General features: G+C 48.7%; 17 protein-coding genes and 1 pseudogene. 12 read left to right on the top strand and 6 right to left on the bottom strand.

Annotation, left to right across the window (positions count from 1 at the left end):
* Position 1 precedes the first annotated feature (1 nt).
* A complete protein-coding gene (locus tag I2D83_RS15150; protein WP_205948202.1) occupies positions 2-631 on the bottom strand; it encodes a response regulator transcription factor in 630 nt (209 codons plus the stop codon).
* A 243-nt stretch (positions 632-874) separates the two neighbouring features.
* On the opposite strand from I2D83_RS15150, the gene nlpA reads away from it, so the two are divergent.
* The 8 genes from nlpA to I2D83_RS15110 all read left to right on the top strand — a co-directional run bounded on the left by nlpA (position 875) and on the right by I2D83_RS15110 (position 9699).
* On the top strand, positions 875-1690 hold the full coding sequence (nlpA, locus tag I2D83_RS15145; protein WP_180777207.1) for a lipoprotein NlpA: 816 nt from the start codon (positions 875-877) through the stop codon (positions 1688-1690).
* A gap of 224 nt (positions 1691-1914) precedes the next feature.
* A complete protein-coding gene (locus I2D83_RS15140) occupies positions 1915-2859 on the top strand; it encodes a pectate lyase family protein (RefSeq protein WP_015839644.1) in 945 nt (314 codons plus the stop codon).
* Positions 2860-3227: 368 nt separating this feature from the next.
* Complete coding sequence (locus tag I2D83_RS15135; RefSeq protein ID WP_181829485.1) at positions 3228-4253, top strand: AraC family transcriptional regulator ligand-binding domain-containing protein; 1026 nt, start codon at positions 3228-3230, stop codon at positions 4251-4253.
* A 121-nt stretch (positions 4254-4374) separates the two neighbouring features.
* Positions 4375-4671, top strand: a complete 297-nt coding sequence (locus I2D83_RS15130; RefSeq protein ID WP_205946839.1) for a hypothetical protein — start codon at positions 4375-4377, stop codon at positions 4669-4671.
* Between the two features lie 69 nt (positions 4672-4740).
* Complete coding sequence (locus I2D83_RS15125) at positions 4741-5055, top strand: hypothetical protein (protein WP_015839647.1); 315 nt, start codon at positions 4741-4743, stop codon at positions 5053-5055.
* 146 nt (positions 5056-5201) lie between these two features.
* On the top strand, positions 5202-6407 hold the full coding sequence (locus I2D83_RS15120) for an efflux RND transporter periplasmic adaptor subunit (protein ID WP_205946838.1): 1206 nt from the start codon (positions 5202-5204) through the stop codon (positions 6405-6407).
* On the top strand, positions 6401-8332 hold the full coding sequence (locus tag I2D83_RS15115) for an ABC transporter permease (RefSeq protein WP_205946837.1): 1932 nt from the start codon (positions 6401-6403) through the stop codon (positions 8330-8332). The genes I2D83_RS15120 and I2D83_RS15115 overlap by 7 nt, the downstream gene beginning before the upstream one ends.
* The gene (locus I2D83_RS15110; protein ID WP_205946836.1) at positions 8329-9699 is read left to right on the top strand and encodes an efflux transporter outer membrane subunit; all 1371 of its coding nucleotides are present in this window, start codon (positions 8329-8331) and stop codon (positions 9697-9699) included. Before I2D83_RS15115 ends, I2D83_RS15110 begins: the two co-directional genes overlap by 4 nt.
* A gap of 16 nt (positions 9700-9715) precedes the next feature.
* Here the strand turns inward: I2D83_RS15110 and cuyB are convergent, their stop codons facing one another.
* Entirely contained in the window at positions 9716-10432 is a 717-nt protein-coding gene (cuyB, locus tag I2D83_RS15105) for a cysteate racemase (protein WP_015839651.1), read from the bottom strand.
* Positions 10433-10671: 239 nt separating this feature from the next.
* Between cuyB and hypT the strand changes: the two genes are divergently transcribed.
* Positions 10672-11571, top strand: coding sequence for a hypochlorite stress DNA-binding transcriptional regulator HypT (gene hypT / locus I2D83_RS15100; protein ID WP_048259433.1), 900 nt, complete (start codon positions 10672-10674; stop codon positions 11569-11571).
* Positions 11572-11649: 78 nt separating this feature from the next.
* Here the strand turns inward: hypT and I2D83_RS15095 are convergent, their stop codons facing one another.
* The 4 genes and pseudogenes from I2D83_RS15095 to fdhF all read right to left on the bottom strand — a co-directional run bounded on the left by I2D83_RS15095 (position 11650) and on the right by fdhF (position 16985).
* Complete coding sequence (locus I2D83_RS15095; protein WP_015839653.1) at positions 11650-12960, bottom strand: dicarboxylate/amino acid:cation symporter; 1311 nt, start codon at positions 12958-12960, stop codon at positions 11650-11652.
* A gap of 662 nt (positions 12961-13622) precedes the next feature.
* Positions 13623-13823, bottom strand: a complete 201-nt coding sequence (locus tag I2D83_RS15090; protein ID WP_241007317.1) for an FCD domain-containing protein — start codon at positions 13821-13823, stop codon at positions 13623-13625.
* Positions 13817-14131, bottom strand: a pseudogene (locus tag I2D83_RS15085) (SLC13 family permease); the annotation flags it as partial. The pseudogene I2D83_RS15085 and the gene I2D83_RS15090, both read right to left, overlap by 7 nt.
* Before the next feature lie 703 nt (positions 14132-14834).
* Entirely contained in the window at positions 14835-16985 is a 2151-nt protein-coding gene (gene fdhF / locus I2D83_RS15080) for a formate dehydrogenase subunit alpha (RefSeq protein WP_205946835.1), read from the bottom strand.
* Between the two features lie 534 nt (positions 16986-17519).
* Between fdhF and I2D83_RS15075 the strand changes: the two genes are divergently transcribed.
* From I2D83_RS15075 to I2D83_RS15065, 3 genes are all read left to right on the top strand, one after another.
* Positions 17520-19199, top strand: a complete 1680-nt coding sequence (locus I2D83_RS15075) for a methyl-accepting chemotaxis protein (RefSeq protein ID WP_181844462.1) — start codon at positions 17520-17522, stop codon at positions 19197-19199.
* Between the two features lie 561 nt (positions 19200-19760).
* Positions 19761-21665, top strand: coding sequence for an FTR1 family iron permease (locus I2D83_RS15070; RefSeq protein WP_205946834.1), 1905 nt, complete (start codon positions 19761-19763; stop codon positions 21663-21665).
* Positions 21666-21785: 120 nt separating this feature from the next.
* Positions 21786-22313 carry an iron transporter gene (locus I2D83_RS15065; RefSeq protein ID WP_010285198.1) on the top strand — a complete coding sequence of 176 codons (528 nt, stop codon included), beginning with the start codon at positions 21786-21788 and terminating at the stop codon, positions 22311-22313.
* Positions 22314-22468 lie beyond the last annotated feature (155 nt).

Here is a 22468-nt window from a genome sequence, read left to right as displayed (position 1 = left end):
CCTATTTCCCTGCCAGCAGTTGGTGCTGGAGCGCAAAGTGCACCAGTTCTACCGTAGATTCACACTGCAATTTACTGAGAATGTTGGCGCGGTGTACGTGGACGGTTTTATGGCTGAGTTCGAGCTGTTCAGCAATGCTTTTCACACTAATTCCGTTAATCAGCAGGCTGAATACTTCCCGCTCGCGTGGGGTCAGCGCCAGCAGTTCCTTCGGTGGCTGCTGCTGATGGCGAATGGCGTGCAAGGCATCGGCACACAGGTAAATGCCGCCGCTGCTGACCACGCGAACCGCCTGCACAAGCTCTTCTGGGCCACAGCGCTTCGTGAGATAGCCGCCAGCCCCAGCGTCCAACGCGCTTTGCACAAAGGCGGTAGTGTCGTAAATGCTCAAAATAATGGCGCGAAACTGAGGGCGCTGTTGACGTAGGCGGGTTAATAACGACAGGCCGCTTTCATCCGGCATGGCAATATCAATCACCGCAACATCAATGGGCTGTTTGAGGAGATGGGGCCACGCCTGCGCCGCAGAGGCATATTGCCCAACTACCTGAATGTCATTTTCTAATGCCAGAAGCTGTGCAAAGCCAGACCGTACAACGATGTGATCGTCAACCAAAGCCACATTAATCATGGTTTCGCCGTGTGAATCAGAAGTCATCAAAGTGTCATAATGCGGGGGAATCAAGGGGCGAGCAATAGTAGATAATTAAAATGGAATCGGCTTAACAAATTCACCATATTTATTGTTCGCATGGTGAAAAGCATATTGATAGAACGCGGAGTTATTTGACTCGCTTAATCGAGGGACATACTGTTTTTTTCTTTAAATCAATATATTGAGAAATCAATGTATTTACGATATCAGGGAATCAGAATGATGAAGAAATGGCGTATAGCGTTGGTGGCGGGAATGGTCACGGCGGCGATGGCGTTGACCGCATGTGATAACGCAAGCAATTCTGCCAACCACATTAAAGTCGGTGTGATTAACGGCGCAGAACAGGATGTCGCCGACGTGGCGAAGAAAGTGGCAAAAGAAAAATATGGCCTTGATGTTGAACTGGTCGGGTTTAGCGGTTCGCTATTGCCTAACGAAGCGACGGATAAAAGCGATCTGGACGCAAACGTCTTTCAACATCGTCCCTTTCTGGAACAGCAAAATCGCGAACACGGTTATAAACTGGTGGCGGTAGGGAATACCTTTGTTTTCCCGATGGCGGGTTATTCGAAAAAGATAAAAAATATCAACGATCTGAAAGATGGCGATACTATCGCGATTCCTTTCGATCCCACTAATTTGGGGCGGGCACTGTTATTGCTGGAAAAAACCGGATTAATTACCCTGAAGCCTGATACGGGTTTATTGCCTACGGTACTGGATATCACCACCAACCCGCACAACCTGCGTATTATGGAAGTAGAAGGTGCGCAGCTGCCACGTTTATTAGACGACCCGAAAGTGACGGTGGCGATCATTAGCACCACCTATATTCAGCAAACGGGCTTAACGCCAACGAAAGACGGTATTTTTATTGAGGATAAAGAATCTCCGTATGTGAATATCATTGTTACCCGTGAGGATAATAAGGAGGCGGAGAACGTGAAGAAATTTATTCAAGCCTACCAGTCCGATGAGGTTGAACAGGCTGCTAACCGTATTTTTAATGGCGGTGCAGTAAAAGGATGGTAGCGATAATAATTTGATGGCTATGATGCAGTCACCTTTATTAATAAGGTGACTGCGAATTAATTAAATAAGAAACTATTTGCAAGGTTCTTTTTTTATTAAACTCGATTAATAAGCATAGTAAATTCTCTTATATACACTCTGTAATTGTCGAAGGCGTGTTATTTATTTTGTTAATTAACACCTCAAATGACATTACTATTCACTAATTGTAAAAAGGAAAATTTATGGCTTATCCAACAACGAATCTTACTGGGATTATTGGTTTTGCAAAAGCAGCAAATGTTACCGGAGGAACAGGCGGTAAAGTTGTTACGGTAAATTCTCTGGCCGATTTTAAATCAGCCGTCAGCGGTTCCACAAAAACGATTGTGGTGCTGGGCGCATCGCTGAAAACATCTGCGCTGACCAAAGTCGTATTTGGCAGCAATAAAACCATTGTTGGTTCTTTCGGTGGTGCCAACGTATTGACCAATATTCACCTGCGCGCAGATGCCAGTTCATCTAACGTTATTTTCCAGAATCTGGTTTTTAAACATGATGTTTCCATCAAGGATAATGACGATATCCAGCTGTATCTGAATTACGGTAAAGGATATTGGGTGGATCACTGTTCATGGCCTGGACATACGTGGAGTGATAACGACGGTAGCCTCGATAAGCTGATTTATGTCGGTGAGAAAGCGGATTACGTCACGATCAGTAACTGCTTATTCTCAAACCATAAATATGGCTGCATCTTTGGTCATCCGGCAGATGACAATAACAGCGCCTATAATGGCTATCCGCGTTTGACCATCTGCCATAACTATTACGAAAATATTCAGGTTCGTGCGCCTGGCCTGATGCGTTATGGTTATTTCCACGTATTCAACAACTACGTCAATAAATTCAACCTGGCCTTTACGGTTGCGCAGAATGCCAATGTTATTTCTGAACGCAACGTATTTGGCACCGGTGCGGAAAATAAAGGGATGGTTGACGATAAAGGCAATGGTTCAACCTTTACGGATAATGGCAGCTCACCAGCCGCTGTGGCAAGTAAATCACCTGCCGCTAAATGGACGGCGTCATCTAACTATTCATACAGTTTGATGACTACGTCAGCGGCGAAATCCTGGGTGGTTTCTAATTCCGGCGCGCAAAACAGTGCGCTGAAATTCCCATCATAATTAGCAGGAGGTAATGTTAGATAGTCGTCTGCCATGCATATTTTTCGTGAGCTTGATTTTTAAATGCTTTACATTTTAAATTGATGCATGTTAGATCCATGCCACTCGACATACTTTTTTTATGTTGGGTGGCATTTTTTTTTAATTTTCAGAATGATTATTACAGTAGAATAATGATTTTACGGAGATTGAGCAGACAGAGTTTCTGTCATCAATAACTAAAAGTGTAAAAAATTATTCCGTGCCATCAACATCGGATAAGGTTGTCCGATAATAAGTACGTGGAGAGCCCCATTAGCGGAAGTTGGTAAGGAAAATCGCCAGATTTTTTGGGGGTATTTGCTTTTTTCAGAAGTCATGGAGGAGTGATGAAAAACAAAGAGTTTATCTATTCAACTATGCCTACGTTTTTATTACGTAGCATTAGTGATGAACTTCTCAATCAAGGAATTGATCCTGAACGAATTTTTGTCGGCCTCCCTATCACATTGCAAGATGTCAATGATCCCTATGTCCGGATTCCAGTGCTTCATGGACAAACAATTATCCAGAGAGCCTTACAGCTTTGCCAGTATGATGGCTTTGGGCTACGGATTGGCGCTAATCATACTATCTCTACAATGGGACCACTCTATTTTGCTTTTATTACTAGCCCAACGCTCCATCATGTATTAGATACCGGATTAAAATACCAAGGGCTTATCCATGGGTTACTGCATTTCTCGTATAAGAAAGAAGAGTCGAGAAATTTTGTATTATTTGCCCACAGTACATTTCACCAGATCGATATTCTGACCTTTCTCATTGAGGAGGCTTTTTCATTCTTGCCAAGAATGATTCAAGAGATGTCTGCGAAAAATATGCGGTTGATAAAGATAGACTTTAGTTTTCCTCCGCCTTCTTATGTTGAGAAATACCGGAAGCAATTCAACTGCGATTTACATTTTAACCAGCCGCATAATGCATTATATTTTCAAGAGTCTATTTTACAATTACCTATTCCTACTCATGATCATGTCAATCATAAGTTGATGTTAGCGTTTCTTGATCAACTGCTTGAACGTTATTCCGTTCAGAAAGATATTGTTAATGAGGTATCCCTTATCCTACATCGAACGCTGGAAAAACCGCCAATGTTTGATGCAATAGCCAGACAGCTTGCAGTAAGTGAACGTACATTACGGCGTCGACTCGCGGAATGCGGTAAAACGTATCTCACGCTGCTGGACGAGATACGTAAAGAGCGTGCTCTGGCATTGCTGTACACCTCACGATTATCAATAGAAAAGATTGGCCTTGCAGTGGGGTTTGATGACATCCGTAGCTTTAGGCGTGCATTTACTCGCTGGACCGGCAAGACGCCCCGTCAACTTCGTGCGCAGCGGCATACCTGAAAATGGCCGGATTTGTCCTCAATTGACCGCTGTACGTCCTTTTTTATTTTAATGACTATTGTAACCTCATCATGCCATTCGTAATAAGAGACATTAGGATTATTCAGATGAGGTATGACACATGGACGTTATTATTCATAAAAAGTTACTGATGACTTATTCTTTTATCGCCACTGTTTTCTTTCTCCCTGCATTATTTTCATCTGCCACATCAGCAGCAACATTAGGTGGAGTGAGTGTCATTACGAAAGTGATGTCTCATTCTGCCTGGCAAGACAGTTGGGGGGCCGCATGGGATGAATGTCGTTCCAGGCATCGTGGAACCAAAAGCGTGGAATTTAAAGGAGCAACGCAAGGTATTTCTCAAACGACGGGCGGCGTATTTTGGCTGGCTGCATGGGATTGCCGCGATAAATAATAAATTGCTATGCAGTTATAAGTATCAACACTCTCTTTAATATTATGCAATATCAAAAGGACGTAAAATATGAAATTAGGAAAATTTCGCACCCTTGCTTTTTTTCTCTGTAGCGCTGCATTAACAGCAAGCTATGTTCCTCAGGCTAGTGCGGTAATATTTGGCATTGTTAATGTTTCCGATCCAGCGAAAATTATCTTTGATCGTTCAACAGGGCAGGCAAGTTATACGTATTCTATTCCGCCAACGGCGAGTTGGGGGAAGGCGTGGGACGCTTGTCGGAAAGCTTACCCTCAAACAAAAAGTGTTCATTATATAAAGGATACGGCGAAAATTAGTGGCGACCGGGTGTTGTCTAGTTGGGTTTGTGATAGTAATCCATAACAGCATCTATTCGATATATTCACCTATTTAAAATGACATGTTATTTGGCCAGTTCTTTTTTATTATCATGTGGCTGGTCAAATATTTCTGTGAATTTTATTTTCACACGCCAGCGCCAGATATTTTCTGAGTATTGAGTGTTAAATATGGCATCAGAAATAGATAAACGACAGAGAAAACTATGGCTCGGCCTATTATTGGTATTAGGGGCGCTTGGTATTGTTATTGCGGTTTGGGGAGAAGGTCTATTTTTCAGCCAGACTGAATTTGCGAATCGCCATAGCGTTGAGGTTACCTACGCCGATATTGACGATGTGGTGACGGCAGCAGGGCAGGTAAGCCCGATGCAATATGTTGATGTTGGGGTTCAGGTTTCTGGACAGATTCAGCATATTGCTGTGGCGGTGGGATCGATCGTCAAAAAGGGGCAGCTCGTCGCGCAGATTGATCCGGAATTACAAATCGCGACGGTTGAGGCGAATCGTGCATTACTTGATAGCCAGCAGGCAGCTATTCGCCAGCAGGCGGCGCAGTTGACATTAGCGCAGCGCCAGAATACCCGACAAAGAAAAATGTGGATGGAAGGGGCTGCCAGCGAACAGGACATGCAGATTAGCGAAGCCAACTTGCGGGTTGCACAAGCGCAGTTAGAAAGTCTTCAGGCACAGATACGCCAAACGGAGTCAACGTTAAAAGGAGATAAGGTCAAGCTAGGGTATACCCAGATTTATGCGCCAATCGCGGGTACGGTTGTGTCATTACAGGCTCGCCCCGGTCAAACACTCAATGCAGTACAACAAACTCCCGTCATTATGCGGATTGCCGATCTGACAAAGATGACGGTATCCGTTCGTGTTTCTGAAGCAGATATTCCCCGTCTTCGTATCGGAATGCCTGTCTATTTCAGTGTGCTCGGCTATCCGAAAGCGCGTTGGACAGCCAGATTACAGCAGATCATGCCTGCTCCCCAAGGGAGTCAGGACAACACGATGAATGGCGGAAACATGGGGGGGAACCCCATGATAGAAACGGTATTTTATACCGCACTTTTTGATATTGATAACGCAGATGGCCGTTTGATGTCACACATGAGCGCTCAGGTTTACCTCGTTGTGAATGCGGTAAAACAGGCTATTAGCGTCCCGATTTCCGCGTTGACGCTACGTCCCGATGGGCAATTTCAGGTTGAGGTGATCCCTCCAGAAGGCGGTCGTGCCAACGCGATTCCCCGTTTGGTTCAGGTGGGTATAAAAGGCCCCGTGCTGGCTCAAATCACCTCTGGGCTGAGTCTTGGTGAGCATGTTTTGTTGCCACCGCTGCCGCAAATTGTGGAAAGTCATCCCTTATGGTAAATCCTCCCCCTTTAATCACGTTATCCGGCGTTAGCAAGCAGTATGGTCACGAGGCTCAGGGCTACGTTAGCGTATTACAGGATATCAATCTGACTATCCATGCCGGTGAGTTTGTCGCTCTGGTTGGTCCTTCTGGATCGGGGAAGTCGACACTCATGCATATTCTGGGGGCTTTAGATCATGCGACTCAGGGTGTTTACCGCTTTGCCGGACAGGATGTTTCCCAGTTAAGTGCCGACCAATTATCACAACTTCGTCGTACGGTTTTTGGTTTTGTATTCCAACGTTACTTCCTTATTCCTGGGATCAGTGCGCAGGAAAATGTTGAACTTCCCACCGTCTATGCTGGCCTGGAAAAAAGGTTGCGCCATGACCATGCGCAGGCATTGTTAAGCCAGCTTTCGCTATCCGATCGTTTTGACTACAAACCGGAGCAACTTTCGGGGGGACAACAGCAACGTGTATCTATCGCCCGTGCCTTGATAAACGGCGGCGATGTGTTGTTCGCCGATGAGCCGACGGGCGCGCTTGATAGTGTTAACGGCGAGTCGGTACTGGTGTTATTGGAGACGCTGGCGGCCTCAGGAAGAACCGTTATTTTAGTCACACATAACCCAGATGTGGCGAATCGCGCCCGCCGCGTGATCGAATTGCGTGATGGACGCATTGTTTCTGATACCGTCCGTGCTGCCTCTGCCCCGGCAGAGACAATGAACACGCATTGGCTTGTTGCGGCGGGAGGGAAAACTGACCGCTATGCGTTACTGCGTCAGGCTTGGCGGACTCTGCTGTTTTCTCCATTGCGCAGTGCGCTGACATTGCTGGGGATTGCTATCGGTATTGCCTCTATTCTCGTGATGCTTGGGATTGGGGAAGGCGCTCGACAAGAAATGTCAAAAACCTTATCGCGGCTGGGCAGCACGCTAATGACCGTCATTCCGCAGAGCATTGATGCTGATGTGGCGGCGGGGCGTATTACTGATGCGGATATTGAAGCGCTTAAGCGGCTACCAGATATCGACGCGGTCGTTCCCATGCTGACCGGACAGGCTACCGTGCGGCAAGGCGCGTTTAATTTAAAAAGTGCTGTTATTGCTACGACGGCCGAGGCGATGGTGGTCAATAACTGGGGGCTAGGCGCAGGGGCATTTATTATGCCTTTGCACGAATACGCGAATATGTCCGTCACTGTGCTGGGTGCAGAGGTCGCGCAGCGCAGTTTTCCTTCTGGAATCGCGGTAGGCAGCGACATTCTATTGAACAATATTCCGTTCACGGTGGTAGGGGTTCTTGCTCCTCAAGGCGGGGCTGATATGAACGGAAATCTTGATCAGGCTGTTATCGTGCCTTTTGGCACAGGAAGTTTACGTGTCATCGGACGGCAGAATATCGACAGCGTGACAGTGAAGGCTCGCTCCTTACAAACGGTCAGACGCGTGGAAAGCGAGGTGAATGATCTACTGTCTGCTCGTCATCAGCGCCCTGATTTCACCATCATCAACCGGGCGGCTATTCTGCGCTCTCAGGAAGCATCGATGGATATCATGACGGCCATGTTGGGTTCAATTGCCGCGATTTCATTGCTGGTGGGCGGAATTGGCGTGATGAACGTGATGTTAATGTCTGTTGCAGAGCGTACGCGGGAGATTGGTATTCGTCTGGCTGTCGGCGCCCGTCAGCAGGATATCCAGTTCCAGTTTCTGTGGGAAGCCGTCATTCTGGCATTGAGTGGTGGCGTGGTGGGGCTACTGGCGGGCTATTTTCTTGCTCACATTGTTCACACTTTCGGCAAACCCGTCGCACTGGGTTTTTTCCCTGCTTTGCTCTCTTTTTGTAGTGCAATTGTCACCGGACTCCTGTTTGGATATTTACCCGCACGTAAAGCGGCCCGACTCGATCCCGTTATGGCGCTGAACCAGGAATGAGGACACTAGCGAAATTCAGCTATGTATTGATGGGGATGTTATGTGCGGGGTGTACGTTATTACCCGTTCCTGATGATGCCGCTTCCGAATTACCGGATACCTGGTCAATAGACACGACTTCAGCGCTGAAGCCGCCAGATAAGGGGTGGTGGAAGGCTTTTGGCAGTCAGGAGTTGAACACGCTGTTGGAAGGGGCGCTGCTAGCCAATCGTAATCTTGATACTGTTCGCCAGAATATGGAGCAAGCTCGTATCCAATGGCAGAGTAGCCAGATGGCGAAAACACCAGAGGTGAATGGCGCATTTTCTAAGAATCTTTCGGGCGTTTGGGGAGAGCATCAGCGGAACAAAAGCTATGGCGCTAACCTGTCGTTATCTTATTCTCCAGATGTTTGGGGAGCGAAACGCGCTGCCTCTTATAGCAATGAAGCGTTGTGGCGAGCGGCATCTTATGATGTTTCCGCGACGGCATTAATGCTGCGTTCGTCAGTAATTACCCAATATTTAGCGCTGCTCGGCATCCGTCGTCAGATCGCGCTGGCCGAGAAAAATTTGGACATTAGCCGTAGATTGCTGGCCCTTGTGGAGACTAAATATGCCGCTGGCGCTGTCGCGAGACTCGACCTTGCTCAACAACAATCCTTTGTTGCGGGAATGGAAGTGATGCTTCTGCAACTGCATCAGCAATCTCGGCAGGTCAGCAAAACGCTGGCGGCGTTACTCGATAAAACGCCGCAGGAATTAATACAGCCCAGTCAGCATATTGAAGATCTCCGCATGCCAGATATTGGCAGCGGTCTTCCTGCGGACCTCATGCACAAGCGCCCCGATCTATTAAGTGCAGAAGCCAAATTGGCTGCTGCGGGTGCCAATATTGATGCGGCGCGAGCCGCAATGTTTCCCTCGATTTCCCTCTCGGCGACCTCCAGCGTGAGCGCGACGGGACTAAATCCGTTATTTCGGCTAGCGCCAGGGTGGGGCAGCGGTCTGGAGATTTCGCTACCAATTTGGGATCGATCCGCCCGAGTGGATAATCAGCGTCTTGCCTTAATTAACCGAAAAATTGCGCTTAACGCCTACCGCGAAGCGCTGTTGACGGCTTTTGGTGACGTCGAAACGGCACTCCACGCGGTGTTGAGTTTACAGCAGCAGCAGCGCTGGCAAGATGCACAGCTGGCGGCGGCACAGGACTCGCTAAGGCTCGCTGAGATCCGCTACAGAGCGGGTGCTGAGGATCTACAGCGTTTGCTAAACGCACAAAATGTGTTTTATAGCGTGGAGTTGGCATCCAGCACATTGTGGCAACAGAGGCTGCAAGCCGCCAACGATCTGGCTGTAGCACTTGGCGGCAGCGAGTTGCAGGAGTGATATGCTCCGTCGCACGTTAGGCGGCAATATTATTTCTCGGGCTGTGGGTAAAATACCACTCGACCGTTTTCTTTATTAACTCTTCCGTCGCATCGACATAATGCTGCGGTGACGTTTTGACTTCCTGCTCCAGAATCAGAGGAAGCTCGGTGCAACCCAGAATAATTTTCTCGACGCCAGCGTGTAACAGGCGATCTTTTACGGGGGACAGCATGCGATAGGCACCAGCAATATCACCGGATTTATACGCGTAGATACTTTCCATTACCTGGTGTTGGTCAGCATCATTCGGCGTGAAGCACTCAATATTATCGGTAATCAGGTTGTCCTGATAAATTCTCGCTTTGACCGTCGCTGTCGTCGCTAACAGACCGACGCGTGTGGTGTTGGCATGTTTAATCGCCTGGCAGGTCACATCAATAATGCTGATCATTTCCGCACGGCACTGCTGTTTTAATTCATTAAACCAATAGTGCGCGGTATTACACGGGATAATGATGCACTCAGCGCCTGCATTTTCGAGAATTTTCATATATTGCAGCATTTTCTCCAGCGGCGACGCGCTGTGCTGAAGGATGCATTTTGTTCTATCAGGGATATCAGGAATAGACACCGCAATCATGGGAATATGGTCTTGATCCCGATACGCTGGCGTGTTTTTGATCAGTTTTTGCATCGCATCGACGGTAGCACCCGGCCCCATACCACCAAGAATTCCCACGAGACTGTTCATGCTGTTTACCCTGTAGCATTATGAAATTAAAAGGATAATCGCATACTGCTTGGCAATGTGAATTGCTAAATTCCCATCTCCTATGTGGGATTTGCATAACTATTGGCATCCCTATGCTTTTATTGATTTTAACGGTGTATAGTGGGGAGCATCTTTATTGGCGATGTCGGCCGTTGGCAGATATAGAACGTTGGCATAGGGAACGAAAATATGACGCTGCGCGTTTTGAGTGAGGGGTGATGCTGAACAATATCGAAACCAAGTGGCTCTATGACTTTATCATGCTGGAAGAGCACCGGAGTTTTACGCTGGCGGCGGAGAAGCGGAATATCTCTCAATCCTCATTTAGTCGGCGTATTCAGGCGCTGGAAGCGGCGGTTGGGTTTGACATTTTCGACCGTAGCGCGTTGCCGCTGCAATTGACCGAACAGGGCCGCGTGTTTCACGCCTATATCCGTAATACGCTGGACGATCTGGAATATCAGCTCAACAAGCTGCACGGTGGAGATAATTACAAAAATAAGATCACCATCGCAGCGGCGCATTCGCTGTCGGTCTTCATCATGCCAGAGCTGTTAAAAGACGTGCCGGATCCGCAGGAAAAAATCTTCTATGTGGAATCAATCGATGTGGATGAAGCGGTACTGAATCTCAAAGAAGGGCGCAGCGACTTCATTTTCTCATTCTACAATGAGGATCTGATGGGTGAGCCCTTTATGCACGAGAAGATACTGGAATCCCGGCTTTATCCGGTCTGTGCGTGTGATAGTGCAGGGAAGCCGCTGTTTGATGTGAGCGCTTCATCGGTGCCGTTACTCAACTATACCGAAACCAGCTACATGGGGCGTCAGGTTAGCCGTTATTTATCCAGCGTTGATAGCGATAAGTTTACGGTCAACTTCGTCTCTTCGATGAGCGACTTGCTCAAACGCATGACGAAAAAAGGTTATGGCATTGCCTGGCTGCCGGACTATTCCATTCAGGAAGAGCTGAAAAATAAAGAGCTGACGATCCTGAGTATGGAAAATGCGGTGATCCGCATGGGCGTTTACCTGTATCGCCTTGATGCACGACTGAATGTGGCTTCTGAGAAGTTCTGGCGTTATATGAAAGGGCTGTCATCGACCTCTGGACTATAAACGTCGCGATAGTGCGACGAGAGATAAAAAAAATAGCGGCCCGCAGGCCGCTATGATCAGACATTCACTCATTTAGCATTAGCTATTTTGCGTGGCCTGCTGAGGTTCTTTATAGGCGACGACTTCGTCAGCCACCTCTGTTTCCTCATCATCATCGTGGATGTCTTTTTCCATACTGGCCACAACGGCGGTAGAGATACTGTTACCGATGACGTTCGTTGCGGTACGGCCCATATCCAGGAACTGGTCAATACCGATAATCAGCAGGATACCGGCTTCCGGCAGGCTGAACATCGGCAGCGTTGCGGCAACCACGACGATGGAAGCACGCGCGACGCCCGCCATCCCTTTACTGGTGATCATCAGCGTCAGCAGGATCAGGATTTGCTGGGTAATGCTCAGATCGATGTTATAAGCCTGTGCGATAAACAGAATCGCAAAGGATTGGTACATCATGGAACCGTCGAGGTTGAACGAGTAACCAAGAGGCAATACAAAGCTGGTGACTTTTTTCGGCACGCCGAATTTGGTCAGTGCTTCCATTGTTTTTGGATAAGCGGATTCACTGCTCGCGGTGGCGAAAGCCAGCATGGTAGGTTCACGAATCAGCTTCGCCAGCGTAACGATAGCTTTGCCCAGGAACAGGTAGCCAACCAGGAACAGAACGCCCCACAGCACGGCCAAGCCGAGGTAGAACTCACCGATCAGTTTACCGAAGTCGTAAAGCAGCCCCAGACCTTGCGTGGTAATCGCGGAAGCGATTGCGGCAAAGACAGCAATAGGAGCCAGCGCCATTACGTAGTCAGTCACGCGGAACATCACTTTGGTCAGCTCTTCGATCATGGAAATGATCGTCGTTGCGTGCTTGTTTTTGCCTTTAACATAGGCAAGCGCGGAGCCGAAGAACAGAGAGAACACCAGAATTTGCAGGATCTCGTTGTTCGCCATCGCTTCTACGATACTTTTCGGGAAGATATGGCTGATGAAGCTCTTAAGCGTAAATCCGTCCGTATTCAGGCCAGTCGCAACATGCTGAACGGGGATTTCGAGATTCATGCCTGCGCCAGGTTGGAACAGGTTAGCGAAGAGCATACCGATAAGCAGAGAGATGAACGATGCGCTGACAAACCAGATCATCGCTTTCATACCGATACGACCAACGGCAGAAGAATTTCCTCCCATGCTTGCCAGGCCGGAAACCAGCGTAGCGAAGACCAGTGGCGCGATGATCATTTTAATCAGGCGCAGGAAGATATCGGTCACCATGTTGAAATAGGATGCGACTTCTTTTGCTCGACTGCCATCAAGATATTGGTGGCAAGCCCAGCCGATTAATATTCCCAGGACGATAGCCAAGACTATCTGTACAAGTAACTTCTGCCTTTGCATATAAACCTCATGTTGATGAATTGATTCAGACAACACAATATTATTGCCGCGTGATGGTTGGTGATTTCCCTGAATACACCAATTCCTCACCCGAACCTGTTATTGGGGTGTTGTGTCTGCCCGCCGATATTACAACGATTCTTGCTTTTTACATTTTTTTTCTGCGGATTGTTATGTAATTGTGATCTTTGTCATGCGAAAAATGCATATCCATGTCGCTTATAATGATAAATGGGGATGTGGTGCGCAGATCGTATACAACGAGCGATTTTTATTAATTAATTATTAAACAGTGGGTTAAGTGATTTTTTCGTTGGTCATAACGGGTAGGGTAAGGTGTTGAATTAGTGTTGCTAATGATACGTGGCTGCACATCAATAAAACATATGGTGAATTACTTAAAGATTAAGTAAAAATAAAAGAACAATTAACGAAAACTTTATATACAGGTTATTTTGTGAATAAATTAATTTTTTAATTATTTAAATCGTGACTTTTATTTTTTTTATCTATGTTTCATTTTTGTGTTGTTGATGTAAAGTCTAATTATTGCTCTATGTGTTTCTATTTGTAACTATTTAGGCGTTTAGGATGTTTAAAATGGTGTTTTTTATTTTTTAAACATATGTTACCGATGATTTTAGACCTCGCTGTTGATTATTTCAGCGGAAAAGCTCAGTGCTGACTTTATCGTGGCAGGCTTTTTCCAGATGCTTCTTCATCCGCTCTGCCGCCGTTTCGCGTTCTCCTCGTTGTAGGCAATCAAGAATGTCCAAATGCTCGGCAATTTGTTCCAACCGCTTGGGATTGAAGACCGGGCTGCCTTGTCGATATTCTACGAGACGCCGTAATTGAAGGTTAATACGGCGGTGCCGACCAACACCTTCAGCGGGTCGCCTTTAACCAGGCGGAGAATGAAGCGTACCAGCGGATCGAATAATCCTGCGTCGATCATGATGCCGAAGTAGAGAATAGAGAACGTCAGCATAACGCCCGTTGGCGCCAGCGTTTTGATGCCGTCCAGCATCATCGCTCCCAGACCCTGATAGAAACCTGCCGCCAGCGCAAACAGCGTAGGGACAAGAATCAGCGCGATAAGCGCAGACATTCGCTTGGTCATGATCAGGTACATAAAGCAGATGACCATAGAGAAACCGAGAATAGTGAGCACAGTGAATCTCCTGTTTTTATTATTTTTCGAATAACTTGCAGCCTTTCTCTGCGGCGGGTTTTGGGTGCAAAAAGCCGTACGGTTTTTATAACCGCATATCAAAAGGGAGAGTGTTAAGGTATTTCCCGATGTCAGCGACGTTCAGAGGAAATACAGATAAAAGGAGGAAGTTAGCTTCCGGGGTCGAGACGAATAATAAATGACAGGTAATGAGGAAGAGATAAGGTAATCGGTAACATATACGACCTCTATGCGAGCAATAATAATATTCCTTTTATCCCCGCCGGCTGGCATCTAACCGATTGTTTGGCATGATGTTAAGCGACTTGCACGCTACGACTGGTAGGGGGCTCTTTTTGTTAAAAACAAATTAAATCATTGTAAAATGAAACGCAAATTGCGCTAAATTAGAATAAAAACAATGTGGCGGAGAGAAGGGAGATGATGACTAAAATAATTTTAAAAGATAAACAGCGTTGTAAAAAATTAATAGCTGTGTAGAGATTTATTACCGATTAACGGAAATTCACCCGCTTTCGTTAATAAATATTTACAAGACGAGAAAGTGAAGAAAGGTATTATCGGAGAGAAGAGTTAAACGTTGTCTAAACCAGCGGATATTTTCTGAATCACATATGTTTTTTGGGCTCTGTGTATTTCCTAAGCCGCCACGGCTTGTGCTAGGCGGCTTAGGCAAAGGAGATTAATTGACGTTTTCTGCGGTAGTACGCAGCCGATCTTTCAACTGGCTGTATTCCTGCTGTACGTAGTTCTCCGCTGCTTGCTGGTCGTCAATCGCCTCCAGTTTAACGGCGCAGTGTTTGTATTCCGGCGTCTTAGAGACCGGATCGAGGTGATCTAACGTCAGTTCATTACAGGCGCCGATCCACCATTGGTAGGTCATATACACGGCACCTTTGTTGATGCGCTCGCTGACGGCAACGCGAGAGATAACCTTGCCGCGTCGCGATGAGATCCAGGCCAACTGTTGATCGCGGATGCCTAAACGTTCGGCGTCGTATGGGCTAACCTGCACATAGCCGGGTTCATCCGCCAGCGTTTGTAATGCCGTGCAGTTGCCTGTCATGGAGCGGCAGGAATAGTGGCCGACTTCGCGCACGGTGCACAATACCAGCGGATAATCTTCGTCCACCAACTCCATCGGCGGTCGCCATTCGGCCGTCAACAGCAGGGCTTTCCCTCCGGGACGATCGAAGCGGTTGCCGGCATACAGCCACGGCGTTCCGGGGCTGTCTTCCGTCGGGCATGGCCAGGGCACATAGCCCAGTCCCGCCATTTTCTCGTAGGTCGCGCCGTAATACAGAGGGCAGAGTGCTCGCAGTTCATCCCAGATCTCCTGCGTGTTGCGATAGTGCATTGGATAGCCGAGCGCCGTTGCCATCAGGCTGATGATTTCCCAGTCGGGTTTCACATCGCCCTGTGGCTCGACAGCCTTATAAAAGCGCTGGAATCCCCGGTCGGCCGCGGTATAGACCCCTTCGTGCTCGCCCCAGGAGGTTGCAGGTAAAATCACATCGGCAATCGCGGCGGTCTTGGTCATGAAGATGTCCTGCACGATCAGCAATTCCAGTTCGTTAAAGGCATCGCGCAGCATCGACAGGTCCGGCTCGGTTTGCAGCGGATCTTCACCCATTACATAATTGGCCCTGATTTTCCCTTCCTGTATTTTGTGCGGGAGATCGGTCAGCGAGTAACCTACTTTGTCAGAGAGTTCAGGCACGCCCCAGGCATCAGCAAATTTCGCCAGCACCGCCTTATCCGTGACTTTTTGATAACCGGGGAACATATTGGGCAGCGCGCCCATATCGCAGGCGCCTTGTACATTGTTTTGCCCACGCACTGGCCCGACGCCGACGTTCGGACGTCCCAGATTGCCGGTCAGCAGCGCCAGACCGGAGAGTCCTTTGACCACATCAACACCTTGCCCCCATTGGGTCACGCCCATTCCCCAGAGAATGGTGGCAGATGGCGCGGCGGCATACATGCGCATCGCGTCCCGAATCACTTTCGGCGACAGGCCGGTGATGTCGGCAACATATTCTGGCGTGTATTTCGCAACGGTCTGGGTGAATTCCTCGAAGCCTTCGGTATGACGAGCGACATAAGCCTTATCGTAGTGGCCTTCGTTAATCAGTACGTTGGCGAAAGCGTTGACCAGCGCCATGTTGGAGCCATTTTTCAGCGGCAGCCACAGATCGGCGATGCGGGCAGTTTCAATATGGCGCGGATCGCACACGATGATTTTTGCCCCGCGTGCTTTGGCTTTCAGGATCCGACGTGCCACGATGGGGTGTGAGTCCGCGGCGTTATAGCCAAAAATCAGGATGCAGTCGGTTTTTTCAATTTCGCAGATGGAATTACTCATTGCGCCATTGCCCAGCGTAACCTGTAGCCCGGCGACCGAAGGGCCGTGGCAGAGTCGGGCGCAGCAGTCGACGTTATTATTTCCAGTGACCGCCCGGGCGAATTTCTGCATCACGTAGTTCGTTTCATTGCCGGGGCCGCGTGACGATCCCGTGTGCATAATCGACTCGGCACCGTACTTCTCTTTAATAGCCTTTAGTCGGGAGCTGGCGAAGCCGATAGCCTCCTCCCAGGATACGGCTTCAAAGGGGGCGCCTTTCTGACGTCGGATCAGCGGCTGCTTTAAACGCGGCGTCAGAATTTTCGTGTCATTAAGAAAATCCCAGCCGTAATAGCCTTTCAGGCACAGCTCACCTTCGTTGGTGATGCCGTTTGCCCCTTCTGCACCAACCACTTTGCCGTTCTCTACCAGCAGGTTAATTTTGCAGCCCGACCCGCAATACGGGCAGACGGTAAGCACTTTCTGCATGATTATTCTCCAAAGCTGAGTTTTGGATCGTAAGAACTGCATTCTTATCGCTGGCTGTTGATGCAGTCATCTAACCTTCGATAATCACCGATAAAGAAAATTAATTTACTGATCGTGGTCATGCTCGGTGCGATGACAAACCAGCCTAATGCGTTGAGTGCGGCGACCTTTTTCTATAGGACATTCGTCTGGAAAATAAGGTGACAGCGTATTCATCCTCTTTATCCGTTAATGCCTATACTGTTTTGGACGATATTAACTCTACATGCCACCGCTTTGGCTGTGGTTGTGATGGCTATCGGCTGTTTAAAACGATGGAGACGGGTATCTCAAGGAAGATAACGAGTTGTATTTTTTGGTTTTTAGCATAATTTCCCATCTACTGGGTCATTAATCAGGGAATTCCAGAACGTCTGTTCGATCGCGTGGGATAAGGGCGCGGTACAACGGGCGGCACCATCATGAGTAAAAAGTAAATACTTTTCCGACAGAGCGTGCGGGCGGGAAATATTTGTTAACGTCGCGGAGTGCATTATGGAATTTCTAAAAAATGTCAGCATAAAAATAATGGTGCTGGTCATAGTGGCTTCCCTGCTAGTAGCGTGGGGAGTGGCATCAGGATTTAGTCTTTACTCGCTTTATCAGGTCACCAATCTGCTTGATAAAAGTGAGACTCAGCGAAAAACGTATTCCCATCTGGTCTATGGAGCCGATCAATATTTTCGGGCCGTAACTCGTATGGAAAGAACGATGGATTATTTGCAGCGTAACGAGCCAGAAAACGCCAAACAGACGTTGGACATGGCACAGATTGCGCTAAAAAATACCAAAGATTCTCTGGAGAAATTCCAAACGGCAGAGCACGTTGGCGTCGAGCCCGCAACGGTTGATGCGGTAAGCAAGACGTGGAGCACGCTCATTGCTACTGCGATCGATCCGATGAACGCGGCGCTACAACGTAATGATTACGAAGGGTTTCGGCAGATATTTCGCTCCGTGTATCCGTCCATTAGCCTTGCATTTGGTGAAGACATCAAACGCTATTCGGACGGCATTACCGCCTCCTCATTGATTCCAAGCGTGAATGAACACAACACCCAAAACCGTAACGCGATGATTGCCGTGATGGTTATTGGTCTCATCGTGTTGATTTTCACGGAATACTATTTGAGGAACTATCTGGTTATTCCGATTTCAGTGCTTAAATCCCATCTGGCGCAACTCACGGCGGGCCGCTTAGGCTGTGAACTGGCGGAGTTCGGCAGGAACTGTGCGGGACGATTAATTCCCGACATCAAGCGGTTGCAGAAAAGTTTGCGCGATACGGTGACCGTGATCCGGCAGAGCACGACGGAAATCAATAACGGGACATCGAGCATTAAGGATGGCAACGATGATCTTTCCAGTCGCACGGAGCAGCAGGCCGCAGCATTGCAGCAAACGGCTGCCAGTATGGAAGAGATTAGCTCCACGGTACGGCAAACCACCGATCACGTACACCAAGCGCGTAAGCTGGCTAAGGATGCGGCGGATATGGCGCAAAAAGGCGGAACGATCAGCACCAACGTGATGGCGACGATGGATGACATTAGCGCTAGTTCCCGACAAATCTCCGATATTACCTCTGTGATTAACAGCATCGCTTTCCAGACCAATATTCTGGCGCTGAATGCGGCGGTGGAAGCCGCGCGTGCGGGGGAGCAAGGGCGAGGTTTTGCCGTGGTGGCCGGTGAAGTGCGTACACTGGCGCAGCGTAGTGCGCAGGCGGCGAAAGAGATTGAAGCGCTGATTGCGGAATCGGTTTCGCGGGTTGAAACCGGGGCAGGGCAGGTTCGGCAGTCCGGTGAAGCGATGACGGCAATTATTTCTTCCATTTCGCATTTTAACGATCTGATTGGTGAAATTGCCGCAGCAACGGATGAACAAACACGCGGTATTACGCAGATTAGCCAGGCAGTGCACGAAATGGACAGCGTCACGCAGCAGAATGCGTCGTTGGTGATGCAGTCGGCCGCCGCGGCCGCCCGCCTGGATGAACAAACCAGCGAGCTGTCTGCTGTGGTGGATGTGTTCGATCTGGATTCAGATTGCGATCCAGCGACGTCTTTTTCCCGTCCAGCGGTCGCCGCCCCTGTTCATCGCGCTGTCGGACAGAGCACCACGCCGCTGCTGTCTGCACATGGCCGCAATGGTGAAGGATGGGAAAAATTTTGATCCGCTGCGGGTTACATGCGTGACAGAGCGTGGCCGCTCGGGCAGATGCTGAGGACGAGATAAGCCATGAGACTGGCGATGAACCAGGCGGAAAGACGCCGTCGGGTTCTGTTGGTCTCTGGTTATCGCCCGAATGCCAGGTTTATTTGAATGCTATGGTTAATCGCCCGAACAGGGTGGTGAAAAGCGCGACTCGTGACGCATGTAATGCTTTGGATTACAGAGGGAAAATGGCATTTCTCTCTGTAAACTTGACTTTGTTAGTGTAAAGAAATGCCATTTTGAGATAGGCGTCTCTAGCGGGAAGGTGGTTTTTTACTGTTTTTGGCATATTTATTGCTTTATTTTTTATGGAGTGTTTTGCGGTTTTTGCGATCAAAAAAACCGTATTATTCTGGGATTATGAGAAGGTGATGGTTTTTTTGGCATCAAGGCAGTGTTGAAATCATTTGTTACAAACTAAAGTCTTTATTGCTGATATTTTCGTGACGTAAATCAAGACAGATCGTGACTTCAAAGTGATAATAAGAATAAATATCATTTGTGCTTCATCACTCGCTTATGTCTATCTGGCAAAAAACGCTTCTGTTGTTGTGTTGGCTGTTTAGTTGTTCAGCGGCAGTTGCCGCGACCGATTACGCTTCATTTATTCAGGATATCGAAACCCGGCTGGATAAAACGGCGCAGCTCTATGAGCAGCACAAGCCGGATGATGCCCGCACCGAAGTTCAGATGGCCTATTTCGAGGTGTTTGAAAACCTCGAAGGTCCTATCCGCATCAACATTTCCGCACAAAAAAGCTATCAACTGGAAGCCACATTCGGTGAAATTCGCCGCATGATTGGCGAAGGAAAGCCGCAGGCCGAGGTACAGGCAAAGATTTCATGGCTGAAAGGCGAGCTGGATGCCGTGCTGCCCGTGCTGTCGGAAGGGCACAAGCTGGTTGCGCAGGAGCAGCACGGTGCCTATGACAACACCGACATCGCACCGTACTGGCAGCAGAGTTTTAAAATCATCGATGACCAGCTCGCGCAGGCCGTGACTGAATATCAGGCCGGTGATTACAAAAAAGCTAGCCAGAGCGTGCAGCAGGCGCACTATCAGGGGTTTAAAAACTCTGAAATGGAGATGTCGGTCAGGCAGAATCGCTCGGCGCAGCAGGCCGCTTCCATTAATCAACAATTCTCCGCACTGATTACGCTAGCTGGTCAACCCGATCAACTGACGGATGTCGCCTATCGGGTGACTACGCTGTTACAGGACATCGAAGATGTCTTACCGGGATTGCCGACTACGCGCGACAGCCAGCAGGCGACGGCAACGCCTGCCGCAAACGCCGATACGGATGCCGTACCGGATGCCAACTGGGCGAAAATTTCTGATGATATAAATCAGGCCATTGCTGCCGCCATTGCGCAGTACCGTCAGGGTCAGATCAAACCCGCCATCATGGCGGTGCAGGACACCTATTTCGATCTGTTTGAAGCCACCGGCATGGAGAACAAAATTGGTTCTCGTGATGCGGCGTTCAAATCTACGCTGGAGGGGTATTTCACTCGTCTGGTAAGCCTGATGAATGCCAGGCAGCCAGTTGAGCAACTGCAAGGGCAGGCCGATGCGTTGCAGCAGGAACTGGCGAAGGCGGTCACCATGCTGGGCGACGGTGATGAAACGCATTGGAGTCTGTTGATCTACAGTTTGCTGATTATTGTGCGCGAAGGACTGGAAGCCTTGCTGATTGTGGCGGCGATCGTGACCTATCTGGTGAAAAACAATCAGCAGGACAAACTGCCGCTGATTCGCCAGTCGGTTTATGTCGCGCTGCTGTGTAGTGTGATTACCGCCGTTATCTTCCAGCTTGTGTTCACCAATTCCGGTGCCAGCCGTGAGTTGCTGGAAGGCATTACGATGCTGATCGCCGTGGTGATGCTGTTCTTCATGAGCTACTGGCTGTTGTCCAAAGTTGAGGCGCGACACTGGAAGGCCTATCTGGAAGGCAAGCTGTCCCATTCGCTGAGCAGCGGTTCCATGGTCGGCCTGTGGCTGACCAGCTTTCTGGCGGTGTACCGCGAAGGGGCGGAAACCGTACTGTTCTATTACGCGCTGGTCGGCGATGCCAGCAATATGGCAGGGCACCTCTCTATTCTGGCCGGGTTTGCCATCGGCTGTGTGATTCTGTTTATCGCTTATCTCCTGATGCGTTACACCATCGTCAAACTGCCGCTGAAGCCGTTCTTTATGTTTACCGGCTGCTTTATGTACCTGATGGCGTTTGTGTTTGCGGGTAAGGGCGTGTTGGAACTGATCGAAGGAAAACTATTTGAGCCGACGCTGTTGACCGGCGTACCGGAGATCAGCTGGCTGGGCATTTATCCTTATGTGGAAACACTGATTCCACAGGGTGTACTGGTTGTCGCGGCGTTAATCGCCCTGTGGGTGATGCAACGTAGAGCGTCTGCCGTCTGATAAAGAAAGCATCCGACGGTAATGTAATACTGAAAGCAATAAGAGCAGAAAATAACCATAACAATCCCAATCGCTTAGCGAATTAAGTGAGTAGGGACGACTGAGATGAGGATGGGTTTGATGAATATGCAAAAAAGTCTGATCGCGGGTGCCGTTATTGCCGGTATTTTCACCGCGCCTGCCGCGCTGGCGTTTAAAGAATATCCAGCAGGTGAGCCGGTTTCCATGAACGAAATGGAAATTGCTGCTGTTTATCTGCAGCCTATCGATATGGAACCGCGTGGAATGGGCTTGCCTGCTGCGAAAGCGGATATCCATCTGGAGGCCGATATTCACGCAGCTGAAGGCAACAAAAACGGCTTCGGTGCCGGTGAGTGGATGCCGTTCCTGACTATCGCTTATACCCTGACCAACACCGATACCGGTGCCAAGCAGGAAGGTACCTTCATGCCGATGGTTGCCAGCGATGGCCCACACTACGGCGCGAACATCAAAATGATGGGCGTGGGCAACTACAAAGTGACTTATCACATCGATCCACCATCAAAAGCCGGTATGCACCGTCACACCGATGGTGAAACGGGCGTCGGTCGCTGGTGGAAACCGTTTGATGTCAGCTTTGACTTCAAATACGTCGGTTTAGAATAAGGTCTTCTGTCCGCGATATTCTATCGCGGTCATGTTCACGCCTCTGCGGGGATGTTATTGCAGCCCGCAGAGGCGGTGATTTTTCGGTTAGGGCACGGGTGCCACCAGACATCACACTCAACCGACGCACCTGTAACTTGAAAGGTGACGGGGAT

It is taken from the genome of Pectobacterium aroidearum, assembly GCF_015689195.1.
Taxonomy (GTDB): domain Bacteria; phylum Pseudomonadota; class Gammaproteobacteria; order Enterobacterales; family Enterobacteriaceae; genus Pectobacterium; species Pectobacterium aroidearum.
Note: the sequence above shows the minus strand (reverse complement) of the source record. Positions and strands in the feature narration are given on the sequence as shown.

Bases quoted from the DNA above. Each gene is read 5' to 3' on its own strand.
- I2D83_RS15150 (WP_205948202.1), bottom strand. From the start codon at position 631: ATGATTAATGTGGCTTTGGTTGACGATCACATCGTTGTACGGTCTGGC.
- nlpA (WP_180777207.1), top strand. From the start codon at position 875: ATGATGAAGAAATGGCGTATAGCGTTGGTGGCGGGAATGGTCACGGCG.
- I2D83_RS15140 (WP_015839644.1), top strand. From the start codon at position 1,915: ATGGCTTATCCAACAACGAATCTTACTGGGATTATTGGTTTTGCAAAA.
- I2D83_RS15135 (WP_181829485.1), top strand. From the start codon at position 3,228: ATGAAAAACAAAGAGTTTATCTATTCAACTATGCCTACGTTTTTATTA.
- I2D83_RS15130 (WP_205946839.1), top strand. From the start codon at position 4,375: ATGGACGTTATTATTCATAAAAAGTTACTGATGACTTATTCTTTTATC.
- I2D83_RS15125 (WP_015839647.1), top strand. From the start codon at position 4,741: ATGAAATTAGGAAAATTTCGCACCCTTGCTTTTTTTCTCTGTAGCGCT.
- I2D83_RS15120 (WP_205946838.1), top strand. From the start codon at position 5,202: ATGGCATCAGAAATAGATAAACGACAGAGAAAACTATGGCTCGGCCTA.
- I2D83_RS15115 (WP_205946837.1), top strand. From the start codon at position 6,401: ATGGTAAATCCTCCCCCTTTAATCACGTTATCCGGCGTTAGCAAGCAG.
- I2D83_RS15110 (WP_205946836.1), top strand. From the start codon at position 8,329: ATGAGGACACTAGCGAAATTCAGCTATGTATTGATGGGGATGTTATGT.
- cuyB (WP_015839651.1), bottom strand. From the start codon at position 10,432: ATGAACAGTCTCGTGGGAATTCTTGGTGGTATGGGGCCGGGTGCTACC.
- hypT (WP_048259433.1), top strand. From the start codon at position 10,672: ATGCTGAACAATATCGAAACCAAGTGGCTCTATGACTTTATCATGCTG.
- I2D83_RS15095 (WP_015839653.1), bottom strand. From the start codon at position 12,960: ATGCAAAGGCAGAAGTTACTTGTACAGATAGTCTTGGCTATCGTCCTG.
- fdhF (WP_205946835.1), bottom strand. From the start codon at position 16,985: ATGCAGAAAGTGCTTACCGTCTGCCCGTATTGCGGGTCGGGCTGCAAA.
- I2D83_RS15075 (WP_181844462.1), top strand. From the start codon at position 17,520: ATGGAATTTCTAAAAAATGTCAGCATAAAAATAATGGTGCTGGTCATA.
- I2D83_RS15070 (WP_205946834.1), top strand. From the start codon at position 19,761: ATGTCTATCTGGCAAAAAACGCTTCTGTTGTTGTGTTGGCTGTTTAGT.
- I2D83_RS15065 (WP_010285198.1), top strand. From the start codon at position 21,786: ATGAATATGCAAAAAAGTCTGATCGCGGGTGCCGTTATTGCCGGTATT.